At 68.5% G+C, this 20,204-nt stretch carries 19 protein-coding genes; 3 read left to right on the top strand and 16 right to left on the bottom strand.

All coding sequences use genetic code 11. From position 1 onward, the window contains the following. Positions 1–12: 12 nt before the first annotated feature. The 8 genes from ACN6M5_RS05000 to ACN6M5_RS05035 form a co-directional block, all read right to left on the bottom strand. Positions 13–1,185, bottom strand: coding sequence for a shikimate dehydrogenase (locus ACN6M5_RS05000; protein WP_434948755.1), 1,173 nt, complete (start codon positions 1,183–1,185; stop codon positions 13–15). Further along, positions 1,178–2,797, bottom strand: coding sequence for an endolytic transglycosylase MltG (gene mltG, locus ACN6M5_RS05005; protein WP_434948756.1), 1,620 nt, complete (start codon positions 2,795–2,797; stop codon positions 1,178–1,180). Before mltG ends, ACN6M5_RS05000 begins: the two co-directional genes overlap by 8 nt. 1 nt (position 2,798) lies before the next feature. Then, complete coding sequence (gene ruvX / locus ACN6M5_RS05010) at positions 2,799–3,266, bottom strand: Holliday junction resolvase RuvX (protein ID WP_179150701.1); 468 nt, start codon at positions 3,264–3,266, stop codon at positions 2,799–2,801. A gap of 6 nt (positions 3,267–3,272) precedes the next feature. Next, positions 3,273–5,930 (bottom strand): alanine--tRNA ligase, encoded by a 2,658-nt coding sequence (alaS, locus tag ACN6M5_RS05015; protein ID WP_434948757.1) that lies wholly within the window; start codon positions 5,928–5,930, stop codon positions 3,273–3,275. A gap of 42 nt (positions 5,931–5,972) precedes the next feature. Next, a complete protein-coding gene (locus ACN6M5_RS05020) occupies positions 5,973–6,164 on the bottom strand; it encodes a hypothetical protein (protein WP_055894169.1) in 192 nt (63 codons plus the stop codon). A 75-nt stretch (positions 6,165–6,239) separates the two neighbouring features. Further along, on the bottom strand, positions 6,240–6,617 hold the full coding sequence (locus ACN6M5_RS05025; protein ID WP_085367756.1) for a DUF948 domain-containing protein: 378 nt from the start codon (positions 6,615–6,617) through the stop codon (positions 6,240–6,242). A 144-nt stretch (positions 6,618–6,761) separates the two neighbouring features. Then, a complete protein-coding gene (rpsD, locus tag ACN6M5_RS05030) occupies positions 6,762–7,391 on the bottom strand; it encodes a 30S ribosomal protein S4 (RefSeq protein ID WP_085367757.1) in 630 nt (209 codons plus the stop codon). Between the two features lie 174 nt (positions 7,392–7,565). Next, positions 7,566–8,906, bottom strand: coding sequence for a replication-associated recombination protein A (locus tag ACN6M5_RS05035; protein WP_434948758.1), 1,341 nt, complete (start codon positions 8,904–8,906; stop codon positions 7,566–7,568). Positions 8,907–9,110: 204 nt separating this feature from the next. Between ACN6M5_RS05035 and ACN6M5_RS05040 the strand changes: the two genes are divergently transcribed. The 3 genes from ACN6M5_RS05040 to ACN6M5_RS05050 all read left to right on the top strand — a co-directional run bounded on the left by ACN6M5_RS05040 (position 9,111) and on the right by ACN6M5_RS05050 (position 11,944). After that, a complete protein-coding gene (locus ACN6M5_RS05040; RefSeq protein ID WP_434948759.1) occupies positions 9,111–9,884 on the top strand; it encodes a peptidylprolyl isomerase in 774 nt (257 codons plus the stop codon). Between the two features lie 105 nt (positions 9,885–9,989). Beyond that, a complete protein-coding gene (locus ACN6M5_RS05045) occupies positions 9,990–11,219 on the top strand; it encodes a DUF349 domain-containing protein (RefSeq protein ID WP_168689565.1) in 1,230 nt (409 codons plus the stop codon). A gap of 86 nt (positions 11,220–11,305) precedes the next feature. After that, positions 11,306–11,944, top strand: a complete 639-nt coding sequence (locus ACN6M5_RS05050) for a type IV toxin-antitoxin system AbiEi family antitoxin (RefSeq protein WP_434948760.1) — start codon at positions 11,306–11,308, stop codon at positions 11,942–11,944. Here ACN6M5_RS05050 and ACN6M5_RS05055 read toward each other — a convergent pair. The 8 genes from ACN6M5_RS05055 to ruvC all read right to left on the bottom strand — a co-directional run bounded on the left by ACN6M5_RS05055 (position 11,931) and on the right by ruvC (position 20,189). Further along, a complete protein-coding gene (locus ACN6M5_RS05055; protein ID WP_085367762.1) occupies positions 11,931–14,183 on the bottom strand; it encodes a RelA/SpoT family protein in 2,253 nt (750 codons plus the stop codon). The genes ACN6M5_RS05050 and ACN6M5_RS05055 overlap by 14 nt on opposite strands. 69 nt (positions 14,184–14,252) lie before the next feature. Further along, the gene (locus ACN6M5_RS05060) at positions 14,253–14,606 is read right to left on the bottom strand and encodes a rhodanese-like domain-containing protein (RefSeq protein ID WP_085367763.1); all 354 of its coding nucleotides are present in this window, start codon (positions 14,604–14,606) and stop codon (positions 14,253–14,255) included. Between the two features lie 9 nt (positions 14,607–14,615). Beyond that, a complete protein-coding gene (gene secF / locus ACN6M5_RS05065) occupies positions 14,616–15,635 on the bottom strand; it encodes a protein translocase subunit SecF (protein ID WP_434948761.1) in 1,020 nt (339 codons plus the stop codon). Next, positions 15,635–17,380 carry a protein translocase subunit SecD gene (secD, locus tag ACN6M5_RS05070; RefSeq protein WP_434948762.1) on the bottom strand — a complete coding sequence of 582 codons (1,746 nt, stop codon included), beginning with the start codon at positions 17,378–17,380 and terminating at the stop codon, positions 15,635–15,637. The genes secF and secD overlap by 1 nt, the downstream gene beginning before the upstream one ends. A gap of 69 nt (positions 17,381–17,449) precedes the next feature. Further along, positions 17,450–17,857, bottom strand: coding sequence for a preprotein translocase subunit YajC (gene yajC, locus ACN6M5_RS05075; RefSeq protein WP_085367766.1), 408 nt, complete (start codon positions 17,855–17,857; stop codon positions 17,450–17,452). A 57-nt stretch (positions 17,858–17,914) separates the two neighbouring features. Beyond that, entirely contained in the window at positions 17,915–18,955 is a 1,041-nt protein-coding gene (gene ruvB / locus ACN6M5_RS05080) for a Holliday junction branch migration DNA helicase RuvB (RefSeq protein WP_434948763.1), read from the bottom strand. Further along, on the bottom strand, positions 18,952–19,599 hold the full coding sequence (ruvA, locus tag ACN6M5_RS05085) for a Holliday junction branch migration protein RuvA (protein WP_085367768.1): 648 nt from the start codon (positions 19,597–19,599) through the stop codon (positions 18,952–18,954). The genes ruvB and ruvA overlap by 4 nt, the downstream gene beginning before the upstream one ends. Beyond that, positions 19,596–20,189: a crossover junction endodeoxyribonuclease RuvC gene (gene ruvC / locus ACN6M5_RS05090; protein ID WP_434952317.1), complete on the bottom strand. Its 594-nt coding sequence runs from the start codon at positions 20,187–20,189 to the stop codon at positions 19,596–19,598. Before ruvC ends, ruvA begins: the two co-directional genes overlap by 4 nt. Positions 20,190–20,204 lie beyond the last annotated feature (15 nt).

Raw genomic sequence — 20,204 nt, forward strand, 5'->3', positions numbered from 1 at the left:
CGGGCAGAGGGCTCAGTCCTCCAGCAGTGCTCCCGCAGCGTCGATCCCGACCGCGTCGAGCATCGCCGCCAGCACCGTCTCCTCGCCGTCCAGCGGCTGCAGAGGGTCGCCGGAGACGAAGATCCGCACCTGCAGCAGGGCCTGGTGCGCGAGCAGCGCCAGTCCGGAGACGACGTGGCCGCCGACGGCGTTCCACGACCGGCCGAGCGCGCTCGGCCACGGGTCGTACGACACGTCGAAGAGCACGGCCTTGCGACGTGTGGAGTCGGTGTAGAGCGCATCCGTCGTCGCGCCGCCCGGCAGGGTGCTGATCACCAGGTCGGGTACGTCGAGCGACCGGTCGGCTTGGCTGAGCGGCCGGATGCGCACCATGAGGCCCAGCTGGTGCGCGAGCGGTTCGAGCCACACGCTCCGCTCCAGCGACCGCACGTAGATGTCGACCTTCTCCGCCCCGAGCTCCGCGGCGGCGACGAGCGCGGACGCCGCCGTCGCTCCACCGCCGAGGATGTGCACGAAGTGCGCGCTCTCGATCCCTGCGGCGGACAGCGCGCGCACGAACCCGGGAACGTCGGTGTTGAAGCCGCGCACGGCGCCGTCGTCGAGGAGGACGGTGTTCGCCGCTCCGGTCTGCTCGGCGATCCTGTCGGTCTCACCGAGCACCGGGACGACCGACTTCTTCAGCGGCATGGTCAGCGACAGCCCGCGCCACTCCGGACCGAGGCCGTCGATGAAATCAGCGAGGTCGTCGGCGGCGACGTCGACGGCGTCGTACTCCCAGTCGAGTCCGAGCACGTCGTACGCCGCGCGATGCAGGGCAGGCGACTTGGAATGCTCGATCGGCGAGCCGAGAACCGCGAGTTTGCGGGTGACGGGCTTGGCCGCCTTCGACGAGGCCGCGCGCGGCTTGCTGGACGCTGCGGCCGGCTTCTTGGCGGCGACAGGCGCGGGCTCCGGCTCAGCCTCAGCCTCAGCCTCAGCCTCAGCCTCAGCCTCAGCCTCGTCCTCCGGCTCCTCCGGCTCTTCCAGCTCAGCCGCTTCTTCCGCTTCGGCGACGGCAGCCTCCTCGGCCTCCGCCGCGCGCTCCGCCTCCACGATGGCGGCGATCGTCGCCTCCGCCTCCGCCTCGGAGACGCCGTCTTCCTCCGCCGCTCCTCCGCTGCCGTTCACGCCGCGTTCGTCACTCATAGCCGGGGTTGTCCCTCATCCACTGTTGCCACTTCGCCACCGCGGCGTCGTGCTCTTCCACGGTCGTCGAGAAGATGGTCTCGCCGGTCTTCAGATTCCAGGTCACGAAGAACATCCACGGTCCGTCCGCCGGGTGGACCGCCGCTCCGATGGCGAGGTCGCCCGGGTTCGAGATCGGCCCGACAGGCAGTCCGGGATGCACGTAGGTGTTGTACGGATTGCCCGCGTCGGCGCGCTCGGCGTCGGTCGTCGTCACCGTGTGCGTGTTGCCGGTGCCGTACGCGACCGTCGCATCCGACTGCAGGTCCCAGCCCTGCGCCAGCCGGTTGAGGAACACCCTGGACACCTTCGGGTAGTCGGGGGCCAGCCCGGCCTCCCGCTGCACGATGGAGGCGAGCACCACGGTCTTCCAGCGGTCCGCGGGAGCCACGCCCGCCTCATCCAGCGCCTGGAAGCTGCGGTCGACCATCGTCTTGATCGCGTCGTGCGCGGTGATCCCCGGGGTGAACGTGTACGTCGCGGGGAACAGGAATCCTTCGAGCGTCTTCGCCTCCGCGGGGACCCCGAACTGCGCGGGGTTCGCCGCTGCCGCCTGCAGGTCGGCCACCGGCAGCTTGGTCGCCTCCGCCACGATCGGCAGGATGTCCTTCTCGGCCGTGCCCTCGGGGATGACCGCCGTGTTCTCCATCTTCGACGCCGGATCCTGCAGCGCGATGAGTGCCGCCTGGGCGCTCATCTGCTTGGCCAGCTTGAACAGTCCCGGCTGGAAGTTCGGCTCCGGCTTCTGCCGGAGGAGCAGCGTGTAGAACGCTTCGTAGCTCTTCGTCACGCCCTTCTTCGCCAGGTTGTTCGCGATGTCCGACCCGCTGTCGCCGGAGTTGATCGTGAACAGCACCTGGCCGGTGCCGTTGCCGGTGTAGTCGTTGTCGACCGGCGTGATGGCCTGCACGAGCTTCGCGATCTGGGGCTGGAACACCGCGTACGCTCCGCCGATCAGGCCGCCGAAAATCGCGACGATGATCAGGGTCACCCAGAGCGGCTTGAGGCTGCGCTTCTTCTTGGGCGGTTCGGTGTGCGAGAGGTAGTGCTGCTGCCGCCAGACCAGCGGGGAGTCCTGCTGCGCATCCGGTGCGTGCTCGTCGTGCTGGGCCGCGAGCTCTTCGAAGGTGGCGAACGGGTCGGAGGTCACCGGCTCCTGCGCGGCGTCCGCGGCCGGTCCTCGCGCGCTGATGAAGTTGGAGCGACGGGCGCCGACGGTCTCCCGCTCCCGTTCCTCCGCCTGCTCCGGAATGCTGCCGTCACGCTGGGCGGCGATCGGGCCGGTGATCACAGCGTCGAAGTCGAGCGGAGCGACCGAGCGCGCGGGCGTGGCGGGTGCCGCCGGTGCAGGAGCCTGCTGGCCCGACGGGTCGACCGCGCCACTCTGCGCTGCGTCCGCGTCGGGTCCCGCCGCTGCTGCGTCCGCCGCCGCTTTCGCCGCCGCCGCTTCTCTGGCCTTCGCCTCGCGCCGTGTCAGCGGCTGACGGTTGACCGACGGGAACAGCGGCGGTGCTGGCTGGCCGTCCGGCTGGCTGGTTTCGCCGTGCCCCGGGGTAGGAGGGTTCTGCGACAAACTAGGGTCCAATGTTCGGTTCAACGGGTGTGCCCGGCGGACGGTCTGAAGCGCGCTCCGCGTCGAGGGCGTGCTGCAAAATTATCGTGGCAGCCACCTGATCCACCACCGGACGCGCGCTTTTCGAGTTCTTTCCCGACGCCCGGAGTGCCGAATGGGCCGAAACGGTCGTCAATCGTTCGTCGACCAGCCGCACCGGCACACCCACCTCCGTGACGAGCGCTTCAGCGAATCCGACGGCGTCGGCCGTGGATGCGGTGTGCGCGCCCGAGAGCGCCAAAGGCAACCCGACGATAATCTCGAAAACTCCGAGTTCCGTCACAATCTCCGAGATCCTGCGGCGATCCGCAGCATCTTTGGAGCGTTGCACCGTCTCGACCGGGGTGGCGAGCATCCCGTGCAGGTCGGACCTGCTGACGCCGATCCTGACCTTCCCGACGTCGATGCCGAGGCGCACTCCCGAGCGCACGACGCCCTAGCCGCCGATCGCCGAGGTCACCGCGCTGAGCGCGGCAGGGATCGCGTCGACGTCCGTGCCTCCGCCCTGGGCGAGGTCGGGCTTGCCGCCTCCCCCGCCGCCGAGCACCCCGGATGCGGTCTTCGCGAGAGCACCGGCGTTGACGCCGGCGTCGCGTGCGCCCTGGTTGGTGGCGACGATCACGACCGGCTTGTCCCCCGCCCGTGCCGCGAGTGCGACGACCGCGGGGTCGGAGCCCAGGCGCTCGCGCACGGTGGTGGCGAGCAGTCGCAGGTCGTCCGCCGAGTTCAGCGTCCCTGCGTCGCTCGCGACGACCGTGACCGCCCCATGACGGGATGCGGACTCCAGCAGAGCGGGAACCTTGTCGAGCACGGCGCGCGCCTCGAACGCGGCGATGCGCTTCTCCGCGGCCTTCAGGTTGGCGAGGAGGTCGGCGATCTTCTCCGGCAGCTGCTCGCGCGGCGTCTTGAGCGACCCGGACAGCTGGGACACGATCGTGCGCTCGACCGCGAGGTCGCGGAACGCCTCCAGCCCGACGAGGGACTCGACGCGGCGGTTCGTCGAACCGACGGACGACTCGCTCACCAGGTTGATCATCCCGATCTCGGCACTCGACATCACGTGCGTGCCCGCGCAGAGCTCGCGCGACCACGGGCCGCCGATGTCGACGACGCGCACGGTCTCGCCGTACTTCTCGCCGAACAGCGCCATCGCGCCGAGCGCCTTGGCCTCGGCGAGCGGCAGTTCGCGCGTGGTGACCTCGAGGTTGTCGCGGATCGCGTTGTTCGAGATCTCCTCGATCTCGCTGCGCGTCTCCGCCGACAGCGCCTGGTTCCAGGAGAAGTCGAGACGCAGGTAGCCCGCCTTGTTGAACGAGCCGGACTGGTGCGCGTTGGAACCGAGCACCTGGCGGAGCGCCGCGTGGATGATGTGCGTGCCGGAGTGCGCCTGGCGCGCGCCGCGACGGTAGTCCTTGTCGACCAGCGATGTCGCCGGAGCACCGACGCCGACCTCTCCGCTGCGCACGAAGACCTTGTGGCTGATCAGCCCCTTGACCGGCTTCTGCACATCCAGCACCTCGAGCTCGTAGCCGGGGCCGACGATGGTTCCCGCGTCGGCGTCCTGACCGCCGGACTCCGCGTAGAGAGCGGTCGCACCGAGGATGACCTCGCCGATCTGCCCCTCGGTCGCCTTGTTCACCGACGCACCGTCGACGATCAGGCCGAGGATGCTCGACTCGGTCTCCAGCTCGGTGTACCCGGTGAAGACGGTCTCGCCCTGCGAGCGGAACGCGCTGTACACGGAGAGGTCGGCCAGTGCCGTCTTCTTCGCCTTCGCGTCCGCCTTCGCGCGGGAGCGCTGGTCGGCCATCAGGCTGTCGAACGCCGCGCGGTCGACGCTGAGACCGGCCTCCTCCGCCATTTCGAGCGTGAGGTCGATCGGGAAGCCGTACGTGTCGTGCAGCAGGAACGCGGTGTCGCCCGCCAGCTGCTCCTTGCCAGCGCGCTGCGTGTTCGCAACCGCGGTGTCCAGGATGCTCGTGCCCGCGACCAGCGTGCGGAGGAACGTCTCCTCCTCCGCGTACGCGAGCTGCGAGATGCGCGCGAAGTCGGCGTCCACCTCCGGGTACGCGGCCTTCATCGCATCCCTGGACACGGTGAACAGCTCGGGGAAGGTGGGGTGGTCGACGCCGAGGAGGCGCATCGCACGCACGGTGCGGCGCAGCAGGCGGCGCAGGATGTACCCGCGGCCCTCGTTCGACGGCGTCACGCCGTCGGACATCAGCATCAGGGCGCTGCGCACGTGGTCGGCGATCACGCGCAGGCGCACGTCGTCGTCGTGGACGGCGCCGTACTCCTTGCCTGCGAGCTGGGCGGCACGGTCGAGCACAGGGCGCACCTGGTCGATCTCGTACATGTTCTCGACGCCCTGCTTGAGGAACGCGACGCGCTCGAGCCCCATGCCGGTGTCGATGTTCTTCTTCGGCAGGTCGCCGAGGATCTCGAAGTCGGACTTGCCGGTTCCCTCGCCGCGGAGGTACTGCATGAAGACCAGGTTCCAGATCTCCACATACCGGTCGTCGTCGGTCGCAGGACCCCCGTCGATGCCGTACGCGGGGCCGCGGTCGAAGAAGATCTCCGAGCACGGGCCGGCCGGGCCCGGCTGACCGGTCGACCAGTAGTTCGTGTCCCTGCCGAGACCCTGGATGCGCTCATCCGGAAGCTGCGCGACGCGCTTCCAGATCTCCCGCGCCTCGTCGTCCTCCTCGTAGACCGTGACCCAGAGGTCCTTCGGGTCGAAGCCGAGGCCGCCGTCGTCCTCGGGCGTGGTCAGGAGCTCCCAGGCGTACGTGATCGCCTGCTCCTTGAAGTAGTCGCCGAACGAGAAGTTGCCGCACATCTGGAAGAACGTGCCGTGCCGCGGGGTCTTGCCCACCTCGTCGATGTCGAGCGTCCTGATGCACTTCTGCACGCTCGTCGCGCGCGGGAACGGCGCGGGGACGAGCCCGGTCAGGTATGGCACGAACGGCACCATGCCCGCCACCGTGAACAGCAACGACGGGTCGTCGCTGACGAGAGAGGCGGACGGGACGACGGTGTGACCGCGCGTGGCGAAGAAGTCGAGCCAGCGGCGGTGGATTTCAGCAGTCTGCATGGTTTCCGAGCGGTAGTGAGCGGTGGTACGGGGAGGGAGGGGTCAGTCGCCGTCGATGGCGGAGCGGATCTCCGCCTCGCGCTGGCGGTAGCCGTCGGAGACGGCCTCGCCGAAGTCGCGCGCCTTCTTGTCGATGCTGCTGAAGAACTGACGCCCCTGCGGGGTCTCGTTCACCTTGTGCGCGACGACGAACCCGATCGCGACGCCGACGACGAGCCACAGAAAACTCTTCATGTCCTGATTCTCCCTCGATGGATACGACGCGGGCGCAGGCCTCCTGCCGGCGGTCTCCCGCGCGCCTCGGTCAGTTTAGTGCGTGGTGTTGCGGGAACGTCGAGAGCCCCGTGTCCAGCCGAACGCGGCTCTGACCGCTGCGCTGAACCCGGCGAGCTTGATCAGCGGGCCGCCGACCGTTGCGGCGAACAGCGACACGAGGGCGGAGACGTTGCCCGTCACGTCCGCGACGTTCTTGGTGATGACGTCGACGCGCGCCAGCTGTTTGTTGGTCTCGTGGATGGTCGTCGCCGTCTCGTCGAGGATCGGCGTGATGCCGTCGCTCGCCTCTTTGATCGCATCCCGGGTCTGGTCGAGCACGCGCCCGAACTTCACCAACGGGATCGCGATGAAACCCACGAGCACAGCGAAGACGCCCGCCGCGATCAGTCCTGCGATATCGCCACCGGACACGAGGCCACCTTCCATTCCGTCAACGGCATACGGGTCAAGCGTAGTCCCAGCAGGGCCCGATGTGGCCAGGGCCGTTCGCGGTGCCTGGAACGACAGCAGGGGCCGTGGCTGATGCCACGACCCCTGCTGTTCTGAGCGCTGTGCTTAGCGAGCCGCGTAGTACTCGACGACGAGCTGGACTTCACACGTCACCGGGACCTCGGCGCGCTTCGGGCGACGCACGAGGCGCGCCTGCAGCTTGTCGAGCTCGACCTCGAGGTAGCCAGGGGTCTTCGGCAGGACGTCGACGTGTCCGCCGGCCGCTGCGACCTGGAACTGCTCCGTGCCCTCCGAGCGAGCCTTGACGTGGATCAGCTGACCCGGCTTCACGCGGAACGAGGGACGGTCGACGATCTGGCCGTCGACGAGGATGTGGCGGTGCACCACGAACTGACGCGCCTGCGCGGTCGTGCGGGCGAAGCCTGCACGGAGCACGAGGGAGTCGAGACGCATCTCGAGCAGCTCGACCAGGTTCTCACCGGTCAGGCCCTGCGTGCGACGAGCCTCTTCGAACGCGATCTTCAGCTGCTTCTCGCGGATGCCGTACTGGGCGCGCAGACGCTGCTTCTCGCGCAGACGAACGGCGTAGTCCGAGTCGGCCTTGCGCTTGGTGCGGCCGTGCTCGCCGGGGGCGTACGGGCGCTTCTCGAGGTACTTCGCTGCCTTCGGGGTCAGGGCGATGCCCAGCGACCGCGAGAGGCGGGTCTTGCTACGGGTACGTGACTTGGTAGACACGATTTCCTTTCGGTTGTCTCTCTAACAATGAACGCAGGCACACATGTTCGTCCTGCAAAAGTAGAGGGATGTGCCGGGGAGGCCCGGCTACAGGGCCTGTCCCTTCGAAGACGTTGCTCGACGCAGCCGCACGCGAGCACGCTTCTAGGCCAGAGAAGTCTAGCAGATGACGGGTCAGCGCCCGCGCACGATCCTGCGCAGCTTCGCCAGCCGCGCGGACACGTCGCGCTCGTTGCCGTGTTCGGTCGGTGCGTAGTACGTCGCATCCCGGAGTTCGTCGGGGAGGTACTGCTGCTGCAGCACGCCGAGGGCGTCGTCGTGCGGGTACTTGTATCCCTTGCCGTGGCCGAGCCGCTTCGCGCCCGGGTAGTGCGCGTCGCGCAGATGCTTGGGCACGCGCCCAATGCGGCCGGCGCGCACGTCGGCGATCGCCGCATCCAGTGCCATGTACGCGGCGTTGGACTTCGGAGCCGTCGCCAGGTGCACCACGGCCTGCGCCAACGGGATGCGCCCCTCCGGCATCCCGATCAGCTGCACGGCGTCCGCCGCCGCCACCGCGACCACGAGCGCCTGCGGGTCTGCCAGGCCGATGTCCTCCGACGCCAGGATGATGATGCGCCTGGCGATGAAGCGCGGGTCCTCCCCCGCCTCGATCATGCGCGCGAGGTAGTGCAGGGAGGCGTCGACGTCCGAACCGCGCACCGACTTGATGAACGCGCTGATCACGTCGTAGTGCTCGTCGCCGTTCCTGTCGTAGCGCAGCAGGGCCCTGTCGACCGCCTGGGCGACGAGTTCGGCCGTGATCACCGGCTTCTTCTTCGACGTGGCCGGGGTCGACGACGCCGCACTCACCGACGCGGCTTCGAGCGCGGTGAGCGCGCGCCGCGCATCCCCCGACGCCAGCCGGACGATCGCCGCCCGCGCCTCCGCGTCGAGCGTGTAGTGCCCGCCGAGACCGCGATCGTCGGCGACCGCCCTGTCGATGACCGTGCCGAGGTCGTCGTCGCTGAGAGTCTCCAGAGTCAGGAGGAGCGACCGGGACAGCAGCGGCGAGATGACGGAGAACGACGGGTTCTCCGTCGTGGCCGCCACGAGGATGACCCAGCCGTTCTCGACGCCGGGGAGCAGCGCATCCTGCTGCGCCTTGGTGAAGCGGTGGATCTCATCCAGGAACAGCACGGTCGAGACGCCATAGAGGTCGCGGGTGGAGAGCGCCTCGTCCATCACCAGGCGCACGTCCTTGACCCCGGCTGTCACCGCGGACAGCTCGACGAACCGGCGGCCGGACGAGTGCGCGATGGCCTGCGCCAGCGTGGTCTTGCCCGTGCCGGGAGGACCCCAGAGGATGACGGACACTGAGCCCGTCTCCCCGCTCTGGTCCGACGCGAGGCTGACCAGCGGCGATCCCGGACGCAGCAGGTGCTTCTGCCCGGCCACCTCGTCGAGCGACTTCGGCCTCATCCGCACAGCGAGAGGCCTCGCTCCGGTGCGGAGCCCAGGTTGCACGTCGACCACGTGACCAGGCTAGTCGCTCCCACCGACACTCCCGCCGCTCCCGCTCCTGCTCCCGCCGCCGCTCCCGCCGCCGCTCCCCTGCCGCCGAACCTGGGAGCGGCGACTTTGCCGCTCAGAGGCGGGTCCAATAGGGTTCATCCTGATCCTCGGGCGTTGCGCGACGGGTCGAGTATTTCGCACGACGGCGCGCTCCGGAGGACACACGTGGCACCAAACAAGCAGAACGACCGCGAAGCCAGGCAGGCTCGGGAGCGGCTGCGCGCGTACCAGGCGCGGCAGACCGTCCACGAGAAGAAGGTCAAGCGGCGCGTCAGAGACAACTGGATCGCCGGCGTCGCCGTGCTGATCGTCGTCGTCCTCGCCATCGGAACGCAGCTCCTCTTCTTCGCGAAGCCCGGCACGCCGACCGCCTCCGGCTCCCCGGCGCCGTCCGCATCCTCCGCCGCCCTCACGCTTCCGCCGAAGACGCTCGCCGAGGACCGCACGTGGACCGGCACGATGACGATCAACGGCATCCCGCTCGGCGTCGAGCTCGACGGCGCAAAGGCCCCCCAGGCCGTCTCGTCGACCATCGCGCTCACCCAGAAGAAGTTCTACGACGGCCTCACCTGCCACCGCCTCACCAACGGCGGCTTCTACGTGCTGCAGTGCGGCGACCCGAAGGGCGACGGAAGCGGCGGCCCCGGATACTCGTACGGCCCGATCGAGAACGCGCCGAAGGACGACAAGTACCCGGCGGGCACGATCGCGATGGCCAGGCAGAGCAACAATGCCAGCAGCCAGGGAAGCCAGTTCTTCATCGTCTACAAGGACACGACGATCGGCTCGGACACCGCGGGCGGATACACCGTGATCGGCAAGGTCACGAGCGGTCTCGACACCCTGATCTCGGATGTCGCCGACAAGGGAACGGCCAACGGACAATCCGACGGAAAGCCGGCGGTCGCCACGAAGATCGACAGCTTCACCGTCAAGTGACGCACGAGGGCGGCCGACGGCTGCACGCCGCGCCCTCGTGCAATAGGCTATTTCGCAACCGTGGGGCGTTCTGCGCCCGCACCGCACATCAGCAAGGTGAGGCTCTTGGCTACAACTGATCAGCAACCGTGGGGTCGTGTCGATGAGACCGGCACCGTCTTCGTCCGCGAGGGTGAGAGCGAGCGGGCCGTCGGCCAGTACCCCGACGGAACTCCCGAGGAGGCGCTCGCGTACTTCGAGCGCAAGTTCACCGACCTCGCCGGTCAGGTGACGCTCCTCGAGCAGCGCGCCCGTCGCGGAGCCCCGGCCTCCGACATCGCCAAGGCCGTCGCGACCCTCCGCACCACCATCGACGGTGCGAACGCCGTCGGAGACCTGGCCTCCCTCGCCACCCGGCTGGATGCGCTCGGCGGCACCGTCGAAGAGCTCACCGAGCAGCAGACCGCAGAGGCCAAGGCCGCCGTCGAGCAGGCCGTCGCGGAGCGCACCGCCATCGTCGAGGAGGCAGAAGCCCTCGCCGCCGAAGATCCGGCCCGCACGCAGTGGAAGCAGACGACGGCAGCACTGGATGCGCTGTTCGCCCGCTGGCAGAGCCACCAGCACGACGGTCCTCGCATCCCCAAGAACGAGGCCAACGAGCTGTGGAAGCGGTTCCGCGCCGCCCGCTCCACCATCGAGCACAACCGCAAGGCGTTCTTCGCCGAGCTGGACAACCAGCACCGCGACGTGCGTGCCCGCAAGACGGCGCTCATCGAGCAGGCGGAGGCGCTCATCCCGCGCGGTGCCGACGGCGTGCCGGAGTACCGCCAGCTGCTCGACCAGTGGAAGCTCGCCGGTCGTGCAGGCAAGCGCAACGACGACGCGTTGTGGGCGCGCTTCAAGGCGGCCGGCGACGCCATCTACTCCGCGAAGGCGGAAGTGGATGCGCGCGACAACGTCGAGTACGAAGCCAACCTCCAGCTCAAGCTGGCCCTCCTCGACGAGGCGGAGCCGCTGCTGAAGGCCACGAACCGCGAGTCCGCCCGCAACGCGCTGGTCTCCATCCAGCAGCGCTGGGACGAGATCGGTCGCGTGCCGCGCGAGCAGGTGCGTCCGATCGAAGATCGTCTGCGCAAGGTCGAGGCCGCCGTCCGCAAGCTGGACGAAGAGCACTGGGAGAAGAACAACCCGGAGAAGAAGGCCCGCTCCGAAGGTCTGGCGAGCCAGCTCAACGCCGCCATCGCCAAGCTCGAGCAGGAGCTCGACGACGCGAAGGCGAGCGGCGACGCGCGCAAGGTGAAGGAAGCGCAGGAGGCGCTCGACGCCAGGAAGATCTGGCTCGACGCCCTCGGCTGACCCGCCGAGTTCTTCACAGGCCGCCGAATCTGCACAGATTCGGCGGCCTGAGTCTTTTCCGCGTCCCCCCACCGCACAGTGGATGCATGACAGCACTCCTCCCCCGCCTCCTCGGTCCCGACGTCCTCCCTCTCGCCGAACTGATGGCGCTCTGCCTCGACGGCCAGCTCTACCGGGTGGGCGATTCGTTCGCCACGCTCGACACTCCGGAGTCCGCGGAGCTGCGCGCCCACGCGTTCACCGCGCAAGCCCCGCCGTTCGCGATCGCCGACAGGGGCACGGCCGCGTGGATCCACGGGGCGCGCGCCTCTCCACCCGCCCGCCTGCAGGTGTGCGTCGACACGCGCAACCGCGGAGGGCGCATCCCGGCCGAGTTCGACAGCAGACAGTCGACGTTCGCGCGCGGCGACGTTCAGCGCATCGGCGTTGCGCGGGTCACGTCGCCGGAGCGCACGGCGCTCGACCTGATCTGCGCCGACGGACGGTTCCCTCCAGACACCGCAGCGCAGGTGCGCCACCTGCTCGGCATCTCCGGCGTCTCCGTGGCCGCCCTCCGCTCCCGGATGCGCGCATCACCGCGCTGGGGCGCCCGCCGCTCCCTGGCGCGCGTCGACCGACTCACCGCCCTGGCCGAGTTCGCGGTGCGGCCTCGGCGTCGTGCGCAGCCGGCTCCGACGGCCCTGACGGCCCTGACCGCTTCGCGTCTCGCGGTCAGCCCGCGCTGACCCGGTAGACGTCGTAGACGGCGTCGATGCGCCGCACGGCGTTCAGCACCCGGTCGAGGTGGGTGGTGTCACCCATTTCGAACACGAACCTGCTGAGCGCGAGGCGATTGCTCGATGTCGTCACCGTCGCAGAAAGGATGTTCACATGATGCTCGGACAGCACGCGCGTCACATCGGAGAGCAGACCGGACCGGTCGAGCGCCTCGACCTGGATCTGCACCAGGAACACGCTCTTCGAGCTCGGCGCCCACTCCACGTCGATCATGCGGTCGGGTTCCTGCATCAGCGACTGCACGTTGTGGCAGTTCGACTGGTGCACGGAGACGCCGGCTCCCCGGGTGATGAATCCGACGATCGGATCGCCGGGCACCGGGGTGCAGCACTTGGCCAGCTTGACCAGGATGTCAGGTGCGCCGCGCACGAGCACACCGGAGTCGCTGTCGCGCAGCTTCCGCGAACGCCCCTTGACGGGCAGGTCGATGTCACCGGCGTCGGACTCCGCCTCGGTCTGCACGGAGGCGACGATCTTCTCGATCACCGACTGCGTGGAGACGTGCCCCTCGCCGACGGCCGCGTACAGCGACGAGACATCGTCGTACTTGAGCAGCGAGGCCACCTCGATCAGCGAATCCTGCGACATCAGCTTCTGCAGGGGCAGGTTCTGCTTGCGCATGGCTCGCGCGATCGCATCCTTGCCCTGCTCGATCGCCTCGTCGCGGCGCTCCTTGGTGAACCACTGACGGATCTTGTTCCGCGCCCGAGGGCTCTTGACGAAGTTCAGCCAGTCCTGGCTCGGACCGGAGTCGGGGTTCTTCGAGGTGAAGACCTCGACCACATCGCCGGTCGTCAGCGAGCTCTCCAGCGGCACCAGGCGGCCGTTGACCTTCGCCCCCATCGTGCGGTGGCCGACCTCGGTGTGCACGGCGTACGCGAAGTCCACCGGGGTCGCACCGGCCGGCAGGCCGATCACGCGACCCTTGGGCGTGAAGACGTAGACCTCTTTGGCGCCGATCTCGAAGCGCAGGGAGTCGAGGAACTCGCTCGGGTCCGCGGTCTCCGCCTGCCAGTCCGAGATGTGGGCGAGCCAGGCGAGGTCGGTCTCCGACCGTGCGGGTCCCCCGGCGCTCTTGCCGGTGGTCTGCTCCTTGTACTTCCAGTGCGCAGCCACACCGAGCTCTGCGCGCTGGTGCATCTCCTCCGTGCGGATCTGGATCTCCACCGGGCGGCCCTCCGGGCCGACGACCGTGGTGTGCAGCGACTGGTACAGGTTGAACTTGGGGGTGGCGATGTAGTCCTTGAACCGGCCGGGCATCGGCGTCCACCTGGCGTGGATCTGGCCGAGCACCGCATAACAGTCGCGCACCGAGTTGACCAGGATGCGGATGCCGACCAGGTCGTAGATCTCGTCGAACTCGCGGCCCCTGACCACCATCTTCTGGTAGATCGAGTAGTACTGCTTCGGGCGGCCGACCACCTTGCCGCGGATCTTGGCGGCCTTCAGGTCGTCGTTGATCGCGTCGATGACCTGCTGCACCAGGCGCTCACGCTCCGGCGTGCGCTGACGCACCAGGCTCTCGATCTCGGCGTACAGCTTCGGGTAGAGCACCGCGAACGACAGGTCCTCGAGCTCCCACTTGATCGTCTGGATTCCGAGGCGGTGCGCCAGCGGAGCATAGATCTCCAGCGTCTCCGTCGCCTTGCGGGTGGCGGAGGCGGCGGGCACGAAGCCCCAGGTGCGCGCGTTGTGCAGGCGGTCGGCCAGCTTGATGATCAGCACGCGGATGTCCTTCGACATCGCCACGATCATCTTGCGGACTGTCTCGGCCTGGGCGCTGTCGCCGTACTTGACCTTGTCAAGCTTGGTGACGCCGTCGACCAGCATCGCGATCTCGTCGCCGAACGCATCCCGCAGTTCGTCGAGCGTGTACTCCGTGTCTTCCACCGTGTCGTGCAGGAGCGCGGCGGCGATCGTCTTGGCCCCGATGCCGAGGTCGGCGAGGATCTGCGCGACAGCGACGGGATGCGTGATGTACGGCTCGCCGGACCGGCGCTTCTGGCCGGAGTGCGCGCGCTCCGCCACGGCGTACGCGCGCTCGATCAGCGAGAGGTCGGCCTTCGGGTGGTGCAGGCGCACCGTGCGGATCAACGTGTCAACCGCACCGGCCGGCTGAGCGCGGGAGAAGATGCGGGGAACGAGACGGCGCAGCGAAGCGGCCTGTGGTGTCGAAGTATCAACCATGTGCGCGCCTCCTGTCGTCCATTATCGCCGTCCTCGCACCCTGTTCTGACACAGGGCGGGATTCGGCGGTCAGGCGACCGCCCCCGGCGAGCCGTCGTCGCGCACCACGGGCGCTCCGCTCGCCTGCCAGGCGTACATCCCCCCGGCGACGTTGGCCGTCGGATAGTCCGCACGGTTCAACGCATCGGTCGCGAGCCGCGACCGGCCTCCAGAGAGGCAGACCACCAGGATCTGCTGATCCTCCGGCAGCTCGTGCTGGCGCGACTCGATCTCGTACAGCGGGATGTGGTGAGCGGCGGGTGCGTGCCCGGCCTCCCACTCGTGTGCCTCTCGGACATCGAGCAGCCAGGCCGAACCCGACTCGACGAGCTCGTGCGCGCGCTCGGCGCTCACCTCGTCTTCCGACAGATAAGAACCGCTCACGCTCTCCTGCTATTCCGCCGCGACCGGCACGGCTTCGGGCTGCACGGCAGCCTTCGGACGGATGGCGAGCACCTTCTGGTCGTGCTTGCGCACGGCTGCCTCGCCCTCGCGGAACTGCGAGTACATCGGCGCGGCCAGGAAGATGGTCGAGTACGTGCCGACGATGATGCCGATGAGCAGCGCGAGCGAGATGTCGCGCAGCGTGTCTGCACCGAGCCAGAAAGCACCGATGAAGAGGATCGAGGCGACGGGGAGCACGGCGACGACGGCGGTGTTGATCGAGCGCACCAGGGTCTGGTTCACCGCGAGGTTCACCGACTCCGCGAACGTGCGTCTCGTGAGGTCCATCTCCTCCTTGGTGTTCTCTCGCACCTTGTCGAACACCACCACGGTGTCGTAGAGCGAGTAACCAAGGATCGTCAGGAAGCCGATCATGGTCGCCGGGGAGATCTCGAACCCGACGAGCGCGTAGATGCCCGCCGTGATGATGAGGTCGTGGAACAGCGAGATGATGGCCGACGCCGACATCTTCCAGGTGCGGAAGTACAGCGCCATTGCGATGAACGCGAGGAGCAGGAACACCACGAGGCCCTGGATGGACTGCTGCGTGACGTCAGCGCCCCACGACGGGCCGATGAACGTGGACGCCACTTCGGTGACCGGCACGTCGTACGCCTTCGCCAGCGCGTCGGCGACCTGCTTGGTCTGCGCCTCGGAGAGCTGGTCCGTCTGCACGCGGACAGCGTCAGAGCCGACGGAGCTCACGTGGGCGACGGCGTTCGGGACGACGCTGGTGAGCGCCTCCTGGGCCTTCGCCTGGTCGGTGGTCTCGACGTTCGTCACCGTGAACTGCGAACCGCCGCGGAACTCGATGCTGAAGTTGAAGCCACCCTTGAGCACGGGGATCAGGATGGAGATGATGACCATCGCTGCCGCGATGGCGTACCAGATCTTGCGCTTGCCGACGAAGTCGAACGAGCGTGCGCCGGTGTAGAGGTCGTTTCCGAACTTGGTGAGTCGGCTGGCCATCAGGAGTCCTTCCCCTCGGTCGAGCGATCAGAGGACGTCGATGACGACGACGCGGAAGCACCGGCGAGCTCTGCAGCCTTGCGCTCGGCGATGGTCTGGCGGCGAGCCGCCTCCTTGCCGCTGGACGCGGCCTTGCCCGCGCTGACGGTGACCGTCGGCTTGCGGAACTGGGCTGCGCCGCGGTACACGGCGCCCAGGGCCTGCGGGTCGAGACCGGAGGCCTTGTGACCGGTGCTGAAGAACTTGGTGCGCGCGAGCAGCTGCAGCGTCGGGTGCGTGAAGAGCAGCACCACGATCACGTCGATGATGGTCGTGAGACCGAGCGTGAACGCGAAGCCCCGGACGTTCGCCGCGGCGAGCACGTAGAGAACGATGGCGGCCAGCAGGTTCGTGGCCTTCGACGCGTAGATCGTGCGGCGGGCGCGGGTCCAGCCCGCCTCGACGGCGGACTCCAGACCTCTGCCGTCGCGCAACTCGTCACGTATTCGTTCGAAGTAGACGATGAACGAGTCGGCTGTGAATCCGATGGCGACGATGAGGCCCGCCACACCTGCCAACGACAGTCGATAGTCGTAGTGCCACGACAGCAGGGAGATCGTCAGGAGCGTGAGCACCGCGGCGACCACCAGCGAGATGATCGTCACGAAACCCAGCAGACGGTACTGGAAGAACGTGTAGATGGCGACGAGCAGGAGGCCGATCGCGCCGGCGATCAGACCGCTCATCAGCTGAGTCGAGCCGAGGGTGGCCGAGATGGTGTCCTGGCTCTGCACCTTGAAGCTGAACGGCAGGGCGCCGAACTTCAGCTGGTCGGCCAGCGTCTTGGCTGTCGCCTCGGTGAAGTTACCCGTGATCTGCGGGCGGCCGTCGGTGATGACCGCGTTCGTGGTCGGAGCCGAGATGACCTTGCCGTCGAGCACGATCGCGAACTGGTTCTGCGCGCCCTGCAGGCCGTTGAGGCGGGTGGTCACATCCGCGAACGCCTTGGTGCCTGCGTCGTTGAAGATGATGTTGACGGCCCACTGGCCGTTGCTGACACCGCTGGAGGTCTGGGCGAGGCCGCTGTTCGCGTCTTTGATGTCCTGGCCCTTCACCTCGACGGGGCCGAGGAGATACTTGACCGTCTTGGCGTCGTCACAGGTGATGAGCGGCTTGTCCGTCGGCGCCTGGTTGACGTTCTCCAGGTTGGCCGTCGTGCACGAGAACGCGTCGAACTGCGCCTGCAGCTCCGGGGTGACCCAGGCCAGGTCGCTGCCGTTCGTCGGCTTGGTGGACGGCGTCGACTGCAGTCCGGGAGCCGGGCTCGGGGCCGGGGTGCTCTTGCCGTCCGCCCCGACGACCTCATTGGTCGGCCCGCTGGTGGCGAGGACGGGACGGAAGTCGAGGCGCGCGCTGGCCTTCACCCTGTCGAGCGTCGCCTGGTCCGGCGTGCCGGGCAGGGAGACCACGATGTTCCGCGATCCCTCAGTGGAGATCTGCGCCTCGGACACGCCGGAGGCGTCGATGCGCTGGCGGATGATCGACACGGCCTGGTCCAGCTGCTGCTGCTGGACGGTCTGACCGTTCTCCACCTGCGGAGCCAGGATGATCTGCGTTCCACCCTCGAGGTCGAGGGCGAGCTTGGGCAGCCAGGTGGCATTTCCCCAGATGACACCGGCCGTGAGGACTCCGAGGAGAACCACCACGATGGCGCCAAGCCAACTCAACGAACGCCAGGCTTTCTTGACCGGGGTCGACTTTGCCACCTAGGTACTCAGCTTTCTACGCGCGCGACGACGCCGGCACCGGCGCCGTCGCACAAAGGGATTAACGGATCAGTCGTCGCTCTTCGAGCCGGGCTTCTTCGAAGCGTCGTCGAGACGCTCGCCGAACTCGGGCTCGGACAGGGGGATGGCGTTGTCTTCGTTGAGCTGCGGCTCGGACGAGACCACGTCGGCCGCTGCCGGCTCCGGGGTCGTCGGCTCGACGACGCGGGCGAGCACCTGGCGGTGCACCTTGAGGACGGTGCCAGGGCTGGTCTCGACGAGGGCCGTGTTGTCGTCTTCGTTGACGGAGAGAAGCGTGCCGTACAGGCCGAAGTTGGTCATGACCTCTGCGCCAGGGACCATCTTCGAGCGCGTCTCAGCCTGCTCTTTCTGGCGCTTGCGGCTGTTGCGGAACATGAAGAAGATGAGGGCCGCCAGGATGACGACCATCACAATGGTTAACGGGTCAATGGGCATGAAATCTGCCAAACCTTCCGGTGGGGTTTGTGGGAGTGGCCGAGAGGCCAGCTTGAATTATATGTCATCTATCAGTGATGGTTGCTGTGAGAGTCCTAGCTTGGGGCCGGAGAGCCCGAAGTGACGCCACGCAGCGGGGGTCGCCACCCGCCCTCTGGGGGTGCGCGAGAGCAGTCCGATCCGCACCAGGAAGGGCTCGACGACCGATTCGATCGTCTCAGCCTCCTCTCCGACGGAGACCGCGAGGGTGTTCAGCCCGACCGGACCGCCCTCGAAACGTTCGAGGATGGCGGTGAGGACCGCGCGGTCGAGGCGGTCGAGACCGAGCGCATCCACGTCGTAGAGGTCGAGCGCCGCGCGGACGGCGGCGACATCGGCCTCTCCGCCGTGCACGAGCGCGTAGTCGCGCACGCGCCGCAGCAGGCGGTTGGCGATACGCGGCGTTCCGCGGCACCGGCCCGCGATCTCGGCGAGAGCGGCCTTGTCGACCTGGAAGTCGAGCATGACGGCCGCGCGGGTGAGCACCTGGGTGAGCTCCGCCTCGTCGTAGAACTCGAGGTGCGCCGTGAAGCCGAAGCGGTCGCGCAGCGGGTTCGGGAGAAGCCCGGACCGCGTCGTCGCCCCGACCAGGGTGAACGGGGCGACGTCGAGCGGGATGGACGTGGCGCCCGCGCCCTTGCCGACCATGATGTCGATCCGGAAGTCCTCCATCGCGAGGTAGAGCATCTCCTCGGCGGAGCGCGCCATGCGGTGGATCTCGTCGATGAAGAGCACCTCCCCCGGCGTCAGCGACGACAGCAGCGCCGCGAGGTCGCCGGCGTGCTGGATGGCCGGGCCGCTCGACAGACGGAGCGGGCGCTCGCTCTCGTGCGCCACGATCATCGCGAGCGTGGTCTTTCCGAGTCCGGGAGGACCGGCGAGCAGGATGTGGTCCGCCGTGCGGTCCTGCATCTTCGCCGCGGTGAGCAGCAGCTGAAGCTGACCGCGCACCTTGGCCTGACCGACGAACTCTGCAAGGGAACGCGGGCGGAGCGCTCCCTCGAAGGCGAGTTCGGACTCCGACTCGAGTTCGGGGGTCGTGAGGTCGTCGTCGCTCATCGGGCCACCTGCCCTCGCTGCGACGATGCACCGGTCTGCGCGGCGGGCCCGAGCCGCGCCAGGGTGAGCCGAAGCAGGGTCTGGACGCTGTCACGCAGCTTCTCGTCGGTGTCGGCGACGACCTCGGCCACCGCTTCCGCCGCCACCTTCTCCGGCCAGCCGAGACCGACCAGCGCCACCAGCACGCTGTCCCCCACCGACGACGGAGCGCCCGGCTTGCTCACGGCGACGGGAGCCCTGCGGGTCACGGCGAGCTTGCCGGCGAGCTGCACGACGATCAGCTTCGCCGTCTTCGGGCCGATGCCGGACACCTTGCGGAACGGCGCGTCGTCGTCGGCGGCGACCGCCTCGGCGATCTGGTCGGGGGCGAGCACGGACAGCACGCCGATGGCGGACTTCGGACCGACGCCGGACACGCTCGTCAGGAGTTCGAAGACCTGCAGCTGCTCGACATCGGCGAAGCCGAAGAGCTGCAGGGCGTCCTCGCGGACGATGAGGGAGGTGTACACGAACGCTTCGTCCCCGACGCGCAGGGACAGCACGTGGTCGGGAGTCAGCTGCACGGAGAACCCGACACCGCCGACCTCGATCACGGCCGAGCCGCCTGCCGCTTGGAGCACCGCGCCGCGGAGGGAGGAAATCACTTGGCCAGCCTACGGGGCACCGCCGACGCCCGGGTGGAGCGCTCCGCGGCGCGCCACGCGGCCTGCGCAGGGGTCAGCGACCGCGCATCCACTGCCCCGGCCGATGCCGGTGCTGCGGGGGCGCCGCGCCAGGCGTGGCAGATCGCGATGGCGAGAGCGTCGGCGGCGTCGGCCGGTTTCGGCACCTCCGCCAGGCCCAGGATGCGCGCGACCATCGCCTGCACCTGCCGCTTGTCCGCCGAACCGTATCCGGTCACAGCGGCCTTCACCTCGGACGGGGTGTGCAGGGCGACGGGCAGCCCGCGCTTCGCAGCGGCGTGCAGCGCGACACCGCTCACCTGGGCGACCCCCATTACGGTGTTCAGGTTCTGCTGCGCGAAGACGCGCTCGATGGCGACGGCCGCCGGACGATGGGCGTCGAACAGCCGTTCCAGTTCGTCTCCGACGGCGAGCAGCCGCTGTTCGAGCGGCATCGTCGGCGGGGTGCGCACCACGACCACCTCGACGAGCGTCGCCGTGCGGTCGGGTCGCACATCCACGATCCCGACGCCGCAGCGGGTCAGACCGGGGTCGATGCCGAGTACGCGCACCGACATGGCCTGTCG

It is taken from the genome of Leifsonia araucanica (assembly GCF_051161895.1).
Taxonomy (GTDB): Bacteria; Actinomycetota; Actinomycetes; order Actinomycetales; family Microbacteriaceae; genus Leifsonia.

What these genes read in the sequence shown, in the direction of transcription:
- yajC (WP_085367766.1), bottom strand. Translation starts at nt 17,857, where the DNA reads ATGCCCATTGACCCGTTAACCATTGTGATGGTCGTCATCCTGGCGGCC.
- ACN6M5_RS05050 (WP_434948760.1), top strand. Translation starts at nt 11,306, where the DNA reads ATGACAGCACTCCTCCCCCGCCTCCTCGGTCCCGACGTCCTCCCTCTC.
- ruvB (WP_434948763.1), bottom strand. Translation starts at nt 18,955, where the DNA reads ATGAGCGACGACGACCTCACGACCCCCGAACTCGAGTCGGAGTCCGAA.
- ACN6M5_RS05020 (WP_055894169.1), bottom strand. Translation starts at nt 6,164, where the DNA reads ATGAAGAGTTTTCTGTGGCTCGTCGTCGGCGTCGCGATCGGGTTCGTC.
- ACN6M5_RS05000 (WP_434948755.1), bottom strand. Translation starts at nt 1,185, where the DNA reads ATGAGTGACGAACGCGGCGTGAACGGCAGCGGAGGAGCGGCGGAGGAA.
- secF (WP_434948761.1), bottom strand. Translation starts at nt 15,635, where the DNA reads ATGGCCAGCCGACTCACCAAGTTCGGAAACGACCTCTACACCGGCGCA.
- alaS (WP_434948757.1), bottom strand. Translation starts at nt 5,930, where the DNA reads ATGCAGACTGCTGAAATCCACCGCCGCTGGCTCGACTTCTTCGCCACG.
- ACN6M5_RS05055 (WP_085367762.1), bottom strand. Translation starts at nt 14,183, where the DNA reads ATGGTTGATACTTCGACACCACAGGCCGCTTCGCTGCGCCGTCTCGTT.